This window comes from Vibrio sp. C8, assembly GCF_054051265.1.
Window position 1 is genome coordinate 1 of record NZ_JBPAOE010000002.1, and the last position, 12,415, is coordinate 12,415.

17 protein-coding genes are annotated in these 12,415 nt (G+C 41.7%); 16 read left to right on the forward strand and 1 reads right to left on the reverse strand.

All coding sequences use genetic code 11. The features are described 5' to 3' along the window. The 6 genes from ACRQQK_RS00820 to ACRQQK_RS00845 all read left to right on the forward strand — a co-directional run. Positions 1–243: DUF4123 domain-containing protein (locus tag ACRQQK_RS00820; protein ID WP_457509463.1), on the forward strand; the 243-nt coding region annotated here is incomplete at its 5' end. A gap of 4 nt (positions 244–247) precedes the next feature. After that, the gene (locus ACRQQK_RS00825; RefSeq protein ID WP_457509465.1) at positions 248–598 is read left to right on the forward strand and encodes a hypothetical protein; all 351 of its coding nucleotides are present in this window, start codon (positions 248–250) and stop codon (positions 596–598) included. After that, positions 595–1,290, forward strand: a complete 696-nt coding sequence (locus ACRQQK_RS00830) for a hypothetical protein (protein WP_457509466.1) — start codon at positions 595–597, stop codon at positions 1,288–1,290. The genes ACRQQK_RS00825 and ACRQQK_RS00830 overlap by 4 nt, the downstream gene beginning before the upstream one ends. Positions 1,291–1,314: 24 nt before the next feature. Then, positions 1,315–1,887 (forward strand): hypothetical protein, encoded by a 573-nt coding sequence (locus tag ACRQQK_RS00835; RefSeq protein WP_457509468.1) that lies wholly within the window; start codon positions 1,315–1,317, stop codon positions 1,885–1,887. A 187-nt stretch (positions 1,888–2,074) separates the two neighbouring features. Then, positions 2,075–2,779 carry a hypothetical protein gene (locus tag ACRQQK_RS00840; RefSeq protein ID WP_457509470.1) on the forward strand — a complete coding sequence of 235 codons (705 nt, stop codon included), beginning with the start codon at positions 2,075–2,077 and terminating at the stop codon, positions 2,777–2,779. A gap of 46 nt (positions 2,780–2,825) precedes the next feature. Beyond that, positions 2,826–3,551 carry a hypothetical protein gene (locus tag ACRQQK_RS00845; RefSeq protein ID WP_457509472.1) on the forward strand — a complete coding sequence of 242 codons (726 nt, stop codon included), beginning with the start codon at positions 2,826–2,828 and terminating at the stop codon, positions 3,549–3,551. Here ACRQQK_RS00845 and ACRQQK_RS00850 read toward each other — a convergent pair whose 3' ends face one another. Beyond that, the gene (locus tag ACRQQK_RS00850) at positions 3,552–3,785 is read right to left on the reverse strand and encodes a hypothetical protein (RefSeq protein WP_457509474.1); all 234 of its coding nucleotides are present in this window, start codon (positions 3,783–3,785) and stop codon (positions 3,552–3,554) included. A gap of 81 nt (positions 3,786–3,866) precedes the next feature. On the opposite strand from ACRQQK_RS00850, the gene ACRQQK_RS00855 reads away from it, so the two are divergent. The 10 genes from ACRQQK_RS00855 (at position 3,867) to ACRQQK_RS00900 (ending at position 12,409) form a co-directional block, all read left to right on the forward strand. Next, on the forward strand, positions 3,867–4,817 hold the full coding sequence (locus ACRQQK_RS00855) for a hypothetical protein (protein ID WP_457509476.1): 951 nt from the start codon (positions 3,867–3,869) through the stop codon (positions 4,815–4,817). A 14-nt stretch (positions 4,818–4,831) separates the two neighbouring features. Continuing rightward, on the forward strand, positions 4,832–5,788 hold the full coding sequence (locus ACRQQK_RS00860; protein ID WP_457509478.1) for a hypothetical protein: 957 nt from the start codon (positions 4,832–4,834) through the stop codon (positions 5,786–5,788). Positions 5,789–5,793: 5 nt separating this feature from the next. Then, positions 5,794–6,738, forward strand: coding sequence for a hypothetical protein (locus tag ACRQQK_RS00865; RefSeq protein WP_457509480.1), 945 nt, complete (start codon positions 5,794–5,796; stop codon positions 6,736–6,738). A gap of 14 nt (positions 6,739–6,752) precedes the next feature. Further along, a complete protein-coding gene (locus ACRQQK_RS00870) occupies positions 6,753–7,709 on the forward strand; it encodes a hypothetical protein (protein ID WP_457509482.1) in 957 nt (318 codons plus the stop codon). A 5-nt stretch (positions 7,710–7,714) separates the two neighbouring features. Beyond that, positions 7,715–8,668, forward strand: coding sequence for a hypothetical protein (locus ACRQQK_RS00875; RefSeq protein WP_457509484.1), 954 nt, complete (start codon positions 7,715–7,717; stop codon positions 8,666–8,668). Positions 8,669–8,673: 5 nt separating this feature from the next. Next, positions 8,674–9,513 (forward strand): hypothetical protein, encoded by an 840-nt coding sequence (locus ACRQQK_RS00880; protein WP_457509486.1) that lies wholly within the window; start codon positions 8,674–8,676, stop codon positions 9,511–9,513. A 382-nt stretch (positions 9,514–9,895) separates the two neighbouring features. Continuing rightward, positions 9,896–10,981 (forward strand): DUF6708 domain-containing protein, encoded by a 1,086-nt coding sequence (locus ACRQQK_RS00885; RefSeq protein ID WP_457509488.1) that lies wholly within the window; start codon positions 9,896–9,898, stop codon positions 10,979–10,981. Between the two features lie 167 nt (positions 10,982–11,148). Further along, on the forward strand, positions 11,149–11,289 hold the full coding sequence (locus ACRQQK_RS00890) for a hypothetical protein (protein WP_457509490.1): 141 nt from the start codon (positions 11,149–11,151) through the stop codon (positions 11,287–11,289). Further along, positions 11,289–12,014, forward strand: coding sequence for a hypothetical protein (locus ACRQQK_RS00895; RefSeq protein WP_457509492.1), 726 nt, complete (start codon positions 11,289–11,291; stop codon positions 12,012–12,014). The genes ACRQQK_RS00890 and ACRQQK_RS00895 overlap by 1 nt, the downstream gene beginning before the upstream one ends. Before the next feature lie 125 nt (positions 12,015–12,139). Then, on the forward strand, positions 12,140–12,409 hold the full coding sequence (locus ACRQQK_RS00900; RefSeq protein WP_457509494.1) for a hypothetical protein: 270 nt from the start codon (positions 12,140–12,142) through the stop codon (positions 12,407–12,409). The last annotated feature ends 6 nt before the right edge of the window (positions 12,410–12,415 follow it).

Below are 12,415 nucleotides of genomic sequence, written 5' to 3' on the forward strand. Positions count from 1 at the left end.
CAACTGACTAATCCTGAAGACGGCCCCTGGCTGTTGCCTGCCAATCGCGAGTTTTTGCAATGGTGGGCACAAGAGCAGCACGCTCAGAGTGGCATGTTGATTGCCGCATCTGCCGCCGAGCTCGATCACGTTCGCGCGCATTTCAGTAGTCTCTTTCAGGCTATTTTGCTCGGTGAGCTCATCTTCTTTCCGTTTTATCGCCCCAACTATTTGGGGCCGATGCTGCCTAGGCTATATGACTAGCTATGTGCCGAATTTATTTAATCAGCTGCAAGCCTTAAACAAAGAAAGCTTATATCAAAACTATCAACAAGCGATTCATTATTTAACTAATAAAACTCAAGAGCAACATCGCCGTTATTTGGCGGCAAAAAATGCTTGGGCTGAAGCACTAGGGCTGCCTTATTCGCCAGTGAATGAAGCGAGAAAGACCTTAATTAAACAAGAAATTGCGATTAGTGAGCAGATAGCTAATAACTATCTGCGAGTAGCACAAGAGCTCACCAACATTATGAATAACCCAGAGCGTTTGCCGTTCAGTCTATTGTTGTTAGCAAATCAATCGTTACCTAAAGAAATTAAGGATCAAATACAATGAAAATGACCAAGAAAAAATGGATGCTTGCAGCTGGCTTACTCTTTGTTGGTCATGAGTTGTATCAATATAATCAACCCAAAGTTTGGGGAGATAGCTCTGATGAACCTTACATTGCGATTAAAGGGAAAAAACCGGCCGATGCCACCATTGATGCTTGGGTTATTTTTGGTTCGAGTGGTCAAGATTGCAAAGCCAAAACATTCAGTGCTAGTAATGGTTGGTCATCAGGAGCGGATGTAAAATGGCATATTACCCATAATTTTTCCACGGATCCGAAACAGTATGAACTTCGTATTCCTTATCAAGGATATCGAGATTCGCTTGATTGTGATGTGACGCTAGGGGATATTACAGTTCAAGCTTACAACCGATTTGATTCGGTAGGATTTGCACAATTGCGCATTTATCAGGCTGGTGATGATTATGACAATAAACCTATTGCAATCAACTCTAAAGTTACAGCAAAAGATTGTGATGCATTTATACACAAATGGAAAGACAATACATTTTCAGGAGGATTAGGATGCTATCTTTTTGTCAACGAAAAAAAAATATCTAAAGAACCGAATTATAACGCAGAAACCGTCTACTTTGACTTCTCTCAATTTGGTGATGACACCGTTATTCACTACGATATTTTATCGGGAGAGAATTATCGCAGTGAACCGTTAGATCCACAAATTGGGAAATAAAATGGTGCGGTGGGAGTTGTCGTCATGAGAGCATTTATACGCATAACACCTTTTGCTCTGATAGCGATTGCGGTTGGAATGTCGGTTTACTATTGGAGCCATCCATCTGAAAAAATCTGGGGGGCGAATGGTGAGCCCTATATGGTGATTGCCGGAAAGAAACCGGTCGATGCGATAATTAGTGTTCGCGTGAACTATTTTGGCCGTGGTGAATCTTGTTCGGGCTGGTCATGGAATGCAGGCAGCGGTGAGGTTAAGAAAGGAATTTATAACCAGAGTTTTAAATTTGAGCATAACTTCTCTGATGATGAATCGCGTTACGAATTGAGGGTGCCTTATCAGCCCAAAGAGCCAGAAAAAAACTGCATTACGACTTTATCAGATATGGAGGTTGAGCTCACTAACGCCTTTGATATGGTGGGGTTTGCTAAATTACGTATTTATCAGCCTGTAATGGACTACGATAAGCCTATATTATTAAACTCAAAAATAGAAGCAAGAAATTGTCGAGCTCGATATTACGAAGATATAAATGAATGGTCTTCAGGTTTAGCTTGTAGTTTTTTTACTAATGAAAAAATAAAAAATAAAAAATAAAAAATAAAAAATAAAAAATAAAAAATCAGATCTTGCCGTATTTAATGCTTATACGGTCTACTTCGACTTCTCACAATTTGATGATGACACTGTTATTCACTACGATATTTTAGCGGGAGAGAATTATCGCAGTGAACCGTTAGATCCACAAACTGGGAAATAAAATGGTGCGGCGGAAATTGTCGTCATGAGAGCATTTATACGCATAACACCTTTTGTTCTGATAGCGATTGTGGTTGGAATGTCGGTTTATTATTTTAGTCATCCTTCTGAAAAAATCTGGGGGGCGAATGGTGAGCCCTATATGGTAATTGCCGGAAAGAAACCAGTCGATGCGATAATTAGTGTTCGTGTGAACTATTTTGGCCGTGGTGAATCTTGTTCGGGCTGGTCATGGAATGCAGGCAGCGGTGAGGTTAAGAAAGGCATTTATAACCAGAGTTTTAAATTTGAGCATGATTTTTCAGACGATGAAACACATTACGAATTAAGGGGGCCTTATCAGCCCAAAGAGCCAGGAAAAAACTGCATTACGACCTTATCAGATATGGAGGTTGAGCTCACTAACGCCTTTGACACGGCGGGTTTTGCGAATTTACGTATTAATAAAGCGGGAGGGGAGTATTACAACAGATCACTTGATGTAAATGCAAAAATTGAAGCTAAAGGTTGTGATGGTAAATTATATCAATGGTCTAAAGATATTTGGAAGAGGATTATTGGTTGTATCTATGTTGTGAATGGTAAACAAATATCAAGCCAATCTGAAACATACGCTGAAAATATTTATTTCGATTTTTCTCAATTTAGTGACTACACCGTAATTCATTACGATATTTTTGAGGGGGATAATTATCGTAGTGAACCATTAGACCCGCAAACAAGGAAATAAAATGGCTGCTTTATTCAGAAAAAGAACCAATTAAGGAACAGTTAAAATGAACACTGTTGTTAAAGTTTTGCTTGGCCTGGTTGGTGGTGTTATCGCCTTCTTTTTGATTGTGATATTTGCTGTGAGCCCTCTTGTTAAATGGTATAGCGATAATAAGCCTCCTATTGGTAGTTCAAAATATGACCATTATATTCGCATCCAAGGCCTTAAGCCGGAAGACGCCAGTATAAAAGCGTACGCCACTTTTTATGGTGGTGGTGAGGATTGCCAATCATTTTTTTTGAGTGCCTCTGATGGGAAAAAACGCCAAGGTGGTAAAGGTGTCTTTGAGATCAAACACAATTTTTCAGAGGTACCAACCCAGTATGAATTGCGTATCCCCTATCAAAATTATCAGTCTTCTGGTTGCGCAATGAAACTCAGTAGAATTACCGTTGAAGCTTATAATGCCTTTGATAAGGTAGGGTTCGCTCAATTACGTATTTATCAAGCAGGCAATGATTACGATGATAAAGCGATATCTTTGAGTTCAAAAATAGAGTCCAAAAGTTGTGATGCTTATATATTTAAAGGGTTAGGCAATGTTTGGTCTGGCTCTATAGGCTGCTATCTTTTTGTGAATGAAAAAAAAATCTCTAAAGTACCGAACTATAATGCGGAAACCCTCTACTTTGACTTCTCTCAATTTGGTGATGACACCGTTATTCACTACGACATTATTGCGGGTAAAGATTACCGCAATGAACCGTTAGAACCGAAGACGGGGAAGTAATTATGTATATAAAACAATAACCTTCAGGTTATTGATCAGGTAAGTCATGACCAAGGGAGTGCCTACTAATGAGTAAAGTACACAAATACTACTACCAGCCAGTATTTGTGTTAAGAACCCTGCTGCAAGTAGTGCAAGCGCATTTTCCAACGTTAGCTCTCGAAGATAGCGCGGGCTCACAACCCAGCCCCCTTGTGCTTCTGACAACGATGATTTCGGCTGGGCTAGAAACATTGTACCCGCTTAATACGCCGTATCCCAAAATACAGCAACTAATAAATACACACTAATTACTTAACCGCTAGGTAGACAATAATGGCATTCAATTCACAGCAGTTTACTTTACAGCAACCCAGAGAGCCGCAAGGCTTTCTGCGCCGCCTGTTAACCAAAGGACAGGTTTTTCCGTTCACTAAAGCGAATAATACTATTGCGCTATCTTTAGCTGGGGAAATTACACCATCATATATAAAAGAAACAGAGAAAGAGGACAAACTTTCTTACTGGGATGAAAACTCTTTAGAAAGCGAAGCTTTGTCTAACTGGTCTCAGTTCTACTTTTTTGTTGTTGGTATGGCAAAGGTGGCGTTATTTTTTTTCTTACCTCTTTATTATGGGTTATTTTTTATTGCCTTATTATTTGGAGAGGGGAAATGGACTGATGGTGCGGATTTTTTTTATGGTCTAACTTTGTATGCCACACTTCCCTGCCTATTGATTTATTGCCATTTTAAATTGGTCAGTGCTGGGCGGCTTTTCCTTGCACCTTTTTTAAAAAGTAAGCGTGTATACAGCTTAAACCGCCAAACAGGGATGGTGACGCTATTTAAAAAAGGCAATAAAGAGCGCTTTACGCACCCGTTTATTGAGTTTGACTGTGTGCTGATGTCAGCCCCCAGCCCGCAAGGGCATTTGAACTATAACCTAATGCTAGTGCATCGTTACCATGATTATTCGGTAGGTGTACCCATCGGTAATCTAGTGGGCAGCAATGAGCTGGTCGCTGAATATTACCGCCTGTGGAATATGATTCAGCGCTATATGGATATCAGCCAGCCGCTGCCAGATATTTTGGTATTAGAGCCCGCCCGAGAGCGCGATCCATTAACCGCAGAGCACGATAAAAAAACGGGCCGTAACCCAAGGTATTGGCGTGATATGAGTGATGAGGAGTACAAGCGCACGCTGGAAAAAATAGCCGAGCAACAGAAAAGCCAACCCGACTCTGGGCCAAGGTTGAATATCTTTGCGCCCAAGGAAGGATAAGAGACATAAACGTTATGGCATACAATTCACAACAGTTAACGCTTCAGCAACCCAAAGAGCCACAAGGCTTGCTGCGTAGGCTGTTAACCAAAGGACAGGTATTTCCGTTCACTAAAGCGAATAATACTATTGCGCTATCTTTAGCTGGGGAAATTACACCTTCTTACATTAGAGAAAAAAAGGGAGATAAGTCTTCTTATTGGAATGAAGAACGTTTAAATAGTGAGGCTTTGTCTAACTGGTCTCAGTTCTACTTTTTTGTTGTTGGTATGGCAAAGGTGGCGTTATTTTTTTTCTTACCTCTTTATTATGGGTTATTTTTTATTGCCTTATTATTTGGAGAGGGGAAATGGGCTGATGGTGCGGATTTTTTTTATGGTCTAACTTTGTATGCCACACTTCCCTGCCTATTGATTTATTGCCATTTTAAATTAGTCAGTGCCGGGCATCTTTTCCTTGCACCCTTTTTAAAAAGTAAGCGTGTATACAGCTTAAACCGCCAAACGGGAATGGTGACGCTGTTTAAAAAAGGCAATAAAGCGCGTTTTACTCACCCATTTATTGAGTTTGACTGTGTGCTGATGTCAGCCCCTAGCCCACAAGGGCATTTGAACTATAACCTAATGCTAGTACATCGTTACCATGATTATTCGGTAGGCGTGCCGATTGGCAATTTGGTTGGTTCTAATGAATTGGTCGCCGAGTATTACCGCCTGTGGAATATGATTCAGCGCTATATGGATACCAGCCAGCCCCTGCCTGATATTTTGGTATTAGAGCCAGCTCGAGAGCGCGATCCATTAACCGCCGAGCACGATAAAAAAACGGGGCGCAACCCAAGGTATTGGCGTGATATGAGTGATGAAGAATACAAGCGCACGCTGGAAAAAATAGCCGAGCAACAGAAAAGCCAACCCGACTCTGGGCCAAGGTTGAATATCTTTGCGCCCAAGGAAGGAGAAGAGACATAAACGTTATGGCATACAATTCACAGCAGTTTACTTTACAGTCACCCAAAGAGCCACAAGGCTTTCTACGTAGGCTATTAACCAAAGGGCAGGTATTTCCTTTTACTCAAGCCAATAGCACCATAGCGCTTTCATTGGCGAAAGAAACCAAACCTTCAGCAATGAGCAACTACAACCAAGATAATCTGTTTTGGGATGAAAAAGGTTTGGAAAGCGAGGCTTTGTCTAACTGGTCTCAGTTCTACTTTTTTGTTGTTGGTATGGCAAAAGTGGCGTTATTTTTCTTCTTGCCACTTTCTTATTTGCTTTTGCTTTTTGGCTTTGTATTTGGGAAACAAGGTTGGGATGTGTGGGGGGGAGAATTTGGTGCGGTTACTCTTTATGCCACGCTTCCCTGTTTATTGATTTATGCCCATTTTAAATTAGTCAGTGCCGGGCATCTTTTCCTTGCCCCCTTTTTTAAAAGTAAACGTGTATACAGCTTAAACCGCCAAACGGGGATGGTGACGCTGTTTAAAAAAGGCAATAAAGAGCGCTTTACGCACCCGTTTATTGAGTTTGACTGTGTGCTGATGTCAGCCCCCAGCCCGCAAGGGCATTTGAACTATAACCTAATGCTAGTGCATCGTTACCATGAGTATTCGGTAGGGGTGCCGATAGGCAATTTGGTTGGTTCTAATGAATTGGTCGCCGAGTATTACCGCCTGTGGAATATGATTCAGCGCTATATGGATACCAGCCAGCCTCTGCCAGATATCTTGGTATTAGAGCCAGCCCGAGAGCGCGATCCATTAACCGCAGAGCACGACAAAAAAACCGGCCGTAACCCAAGGTATTGGCGTGATATGAGTGATGAAGAATACAAGCGCACGCTGGAAAAAATAGCCGAGCAACAGAAAAGCCAACCCGACTCTGGGCCAAGGTTTAATATCTTTGCGCCCAAGGAAGGATAAGAGACATAAACGTTATGGCATACAATTCACAGCAGTTAACGCTTCAGCAACCCAAAGAGCCACAAGGCTTTTTGCGCCGCCTGTTAACCAAAGGGCAGGTATTTCCTTTTACCCAAGCCAATAGCACCATAGCGCTCTCTTTAGCTGGTGAAATTACACCTTCTTATATTAGAGAAAAAAAGGGAGATAAGTCTTCTTATTGGAATGAAGAACGTTTAAATAGCGAGGCTTTGTCTAACTGGTCTCAGTTCTACTTTTTTGTTGTTGGTATGGCAAAAATGGTCCTATTTCTTGGTTTGCCTCTTGCTTATTTTTTACTACTGATAGGGTTAGTCATTGGTCAAGGGGGATGGGCTGTTAGGTCTAATACCTTTTATGCTTTAACTTTTTACGGTGCTTTTCCTTGTTTGGTAATTTATGCCCATTTTAAATTAGTCAGTGCTGGGCATCTTTTCCTTGCGCCCTTTTTAAAAAGTAAGCGCGTGTACAGCTTAAACCGCCAAACGGGGATGGTGACGCTGTTTAAGAAAGGCAATAAAGTGCGCTTTACTCACCCGTTCATTGAGTTTGACTGTGTGTTGATGTCAGCCCCTAGCCCGCAAGGGCATTTGAACTATAACCTAATGCTAGTGCATCGTTACCATGATTATTCGGTAGGTGTACCCATCGGTAATCTAGTGGGCAGCAATGAGCTGGTCGCTGAATATTACCGCCTGTGGAATATGATTCAGCGCTATATGGATATCAGCCAGCCTCTGCCAGATATCTTGGTACTAGAACCCGCCCGAGAGCGCGATCCATTAACCGCCGAGCACGATAAAAAAACGGGGCGCAACCCAAGGTACTGGCGTGATATGAGCGATGAAGAGTACAAGCGCACGCTAAAAAAAATAGTCGAGCAGCAGAAAAGCCAACCCGACTCTGGACCAAGGTTGAATATCTTTGCGCCCAAGGAAGGAGAAGAGACATAAACGTTATGGCATACAATTCACAACAGTTAACCCTTCAGCAACCTAAAGATCCACAAGGCTTGCTGCGTAGGCTGTTAACCAAAGGACAGGTGTTTCCTTTTACTCAAGCCAATAGCACCATTGCGCTATCATTGGCGAAAGAAACCAAACCTTCAGCAATGAGCAACTACAACCAAGATAATCTGTTTTGGGATGAAAAAGGTTTGGAAAGCGAGGCTTTGTCTAACTGGTCTCAGTTCTACTTTTTTGTTGTTGGTATGGCAAAAGTTTTATTGATCATTATTTTGCCAATTTTTTATGGGCTATCGACAGTAGGTTTATTATTTGGTGATGGAGGGTGGGATGATCGATCTTGGGAGTTTTATGGACTTACACTCTATGCCACACTTCCCTGCCTATTGATTTATTGCCATTTTAAATTGGTCAGTGCCGGGCATCTTTTCCTTGCACCCTTTTTAAAAAGTAAGCGTGTATACAGTTTAAACCGCCAAACAGGAATGGTGACGTTGTTTAAAAAAGGCAATAAAGAGCGTTTTACTCACCCATTTATTGAGTTTGACTGTGTGTTGATGTCAGCCCCTAGCCCGCAAGGGCATTTGAACTATAACCTAATGCTAGTGCATCGTTACCATGATTATTCGGTAGGCGTGCCGATTGGCAATTTGGTTGGTTCTAATGAATTGGTCGCCGAGTATTACCGCCTGTGGAATATGATTCAGCGCTATATGGATACCAGCCAGCCTCTGCCAGATATCTTGGTATTAGAGCCAGCCCGAGAGCGCGATCCATTAACCGCAGAGCACGATAAAAAAACGGGGCGTAACTCAAGGTACTGGCGTGATATGAGCGACGAAGAATACAAGCGCACGCTGAAAAAAATAGCCGAACAACAGAAAAGCCAACCCGACTCTGGGCCAAGGTTGAATATCTTTGCGCCCAAGGAAGGAGAAGAGACATAAACGTTATGGCATATAATTCACAGCAGTTAACGCTTCAGCAACCCAAAGAGCCACAAGGCTTTCTACGTAGGCTATTAACCAAAGGGCAGGTATTTCCTTTTACTCAAGCCAATAGCACCATAGCGCTTTCATTGGCGAAAGAAACCAAACCTTCAGCAATGAGCAACTACAACCAAGACAATCTGTTTTGGGATGAAAAAGGTTTGGAAAGCGAGGCTTTGTCTAACTGGTCTCAGTTCTACTTTTTTGTTATTGGTATGGCAAAAGTATGCTTGACCATTATTTTGCCACTTCTTTACCTTATGCTGACTGCTTTTGCTCTTATAGGACAATATGGGGGGAGGTTATGGATTGGAGATCTTGGTGCTGTCACTCTGTATGCCGCGCTTCCCTGTCTATTAATTTACGCTCATTTTAAATTGGTCAGTGCCGGGCACCTTTTCCTTGCACCCTTTTTAACAAGTAAACGTGTGTACAGTTTAAACCGCCAAACGGGGATGGTGACGCTATTTAAAAAAGGCAATAAAGTGCGCTTTTCTCACCCATTTATTGAGTTTGACTGTGTGTTGATGTCAGCCCCTAGCCCGCAAGGGCATTTGAACTATAACCTAATGCTAGTGCATCGTTACCATGATTATTCGGTAGGGGTGCCGATTGGCAATTTGGTTGGTTCTAATGAATTGGTCGCCGAGTATTACCGCCTGTGGAATATGATTCAGCGCTATATGGATACCAGCCAGCCTCTGCCAGATATCTTGGTATTAGAGCCAGCCCGAGAGCGCGATCCATTAACCGCCGAGCACGATAAAAAATGGGCCGTAATCCTCGTTATTGGCGTGATATGAGTGATGAGGAGTACAAGCGCACGTTGGAAAAAATAGCCGAACAGCAAAAGAGCCAGCCCGACTCTGGGCCAAAACTAAACATCTTTGCTGAGGTTGCCTAATGTCTGTTATTGCATCAGATGTAGTGTTAATAATAGAAAATCCCCAAGTCAAACAGCTTGGGGATTTATTCTTACTAGCCAACGTTGTTTTTAGTATCAATCTTAGTTCATGTAGTCACGTAATTTCAGTTGAACAGTTAGATAAAGGTAAATCTCTTATCATAACAATCCCTGGAACGAAGCCATTAATCAGCAATGAGTGGCTATGTTCAAAGTGAGACAAATGTCTCCTGATAACCTATTACCTTTAACATCAAATCAATTAATAATAGGTGAATAACTTGTCGAATGAGAAAACCTTAGAATCAGAATTTGATTTATCTGAACAGCGTCCCTTAGCAGGAGAAATTAGGAAATTCCCGTTAGGCGAAGCGTTGTTTTTTTCACCTAAACCTATCCCTTCAACCAAAATGGTTCCAGGGGGCTTAGGTAGATCAAATCAAGTGCTTAAGATAAATGATGTTTATATGGACATTGGTCAATCCAGTGCTGGTAAGGCTTTTCAAGTACAGGTAGCGATGTCTCCTCCGGTAGCTGTGTTTTGTGTGTCTTTATCAATCTTATTAGCCGGCTCCTATGTTACGAAAGAAAGGTACAGTGGTTTTATCGCGGCTTTTATTGATGCAATACAGGATAGCTTAATTGTTTTTTTCCCTATCGTTATGCTTCTAGCCATTGGGTGGTTTGTCATTATTCAGTCATCACTTAAAAAGGCTCGAACAAAACCAATCCGCTTTAATCGTCAACGCCGTGAAGTGTGCTATTTCGAAGAGAACAGTAACACGCCGATAATTGTGCCTTGGGAAGAGGTTGTGTGCTGGGTCTCGGTTTATCAGGGGTATACCGGTAATACCGTTGTCGCTAATTACACTTTTGGCTTTGCTTTACCGGATGCGGAAGGTGAAGACTATTGGAGGTTTCAAATGCCTGTCGCCCTAATGGAAGATGGACAAAGATGCTGGGAGGTGCTGCGTTGTTATATGGAAGAGCCGCCGGAATACTGGCCGCAAATGGAGAAAGAAGAAAATCGTAAAACATTTGAAGAGAAGCACAAACAAATTAAGCAGCGCTTTCTTAACGGTGACAGGTATTGGGTACGTTATTGCATGCACAATTATACGCAGTCTTACTTGGGTATGCTTGGGTATTATGTGTTTAATTTATTAAGCTGCTGGAAGTTGCCTTACTTAGTATCAGAGTGGGACAGCAAAATATCGATGGCAAAATTTCCTGATGAAATTAAAGCGTGGTCAGCCGCGATTCCAGAAGACGAGTGGGCGAAACCAAGCGAAGAGCTGTTAAGACAAAGAGCCAAAGCAGAAGCGCATTATGCAAAAGGTGGCAAGTTAACGACACTGAAGCTTTGAATTAGATATAGCAGAATAAAAAATCCCCAAGCCAAACAGCTTGTCTTTAGTAACGTCTATCTAGGCTGTTATTGGCTTGGTGTGGGCATGTTTTTGCTCTAGGTGAGCGTTTGTTATTGTTAATTGGTTGAAAAATAGCGGAATTCTATTGATGTAGATATTGCTTAGTGAATCTATCTTTTAACTGGCAAGCATCGAAACTAGAACAGTTAGGTTATGTGGCATCAGGTAGCCGTCAGGGTGACTTATTTGTGTCACCTGCACCAAAAGAATTCGCGACTCGTGTTATGGAAGTGAGATTAGATTAATGGATAGTGAAAATAGTACAGACTTCCTTAAAGAGCAACTTTATACTTCTAAAACAAACTATTATTGGGAGCATATTGGTTCTGATGGGAATTATTCCCCACTTATTCGATGGCTTCTTGCTCTATTCATCGGCCTATTTCTACCAATATTTTTAATGATTGTTGGAGATATACCAATATGGAGTTCAGGGTTTTGGTTTTGTTTCATTTTGGCATCTATGGGGATTTTGATAACAAGGTACTTATTTATGCCAGATAAACATCGCTGCTACCACTTAACTTCAATGGGTATCCATTACACAGAGCAAGATATGATCCCAGAGGTGGCCTATAAAATTGCTCGCGGCTTTGCGTGGGTTGGGATTGTGGTATGTATTATTGCTGTTGTTGTACTTGGCCCACTGGCATTTGTCGGGGCCGGAGCCTTTGCGTTAATGTCCTTTGGGGTGACTAATTTTCAACCAACCATTGATAAGTGCTGTCTGTTTATCGATGAGCGTTGTGTCGTTTTTAATTTAATCAACGATAACGTGCTTTCTTTTACCATTCCTGAAAAAGGTCAAATGCAATACAAGGGATTGATATTCACATCGACTCTCAAAGAAAAACAAGCGTTGTTAAATCATTTGCACTCACTCTTCCATGAGCTTGAGGTTATCAAAATCAAAAGACTTAATGAGCAATACAAGCACCCGATTTATCAGCAAGATGAAGTAGTGGAATGAATATATTCCTGAAGACGAGTGGGCGAAACCAAGCAAAGAGCTGTTAAGACAAAGAGCCAAAGCAGAAGCACATTATGCTAAAGGTGGTAATTTGACAACGTTAAAACTGTAGTCATAGACAGAGTATGAATAAGTCTTTATTTCCATTTGTGGCCGGGCAGCGAACCGACAAATTATTCGGCTCTAGCCATGTGCTTAGCCCTCTGCCGATAAAAACCCTGTTTCTCAGAGCCAAACAGTGTGATCAGCTAATTAAAAAAAACGATCACTATATTGATCTGGGTGGTGCGGGTGGAATGATTCTGCAAACCCAAATGATGTGGATTGCTTTCCTAATCGGTTTGTTTTCATTCGCTTGGTTCTATAGTACTTTTGGCGGCTTCTATGGAGTTTAGATGTAA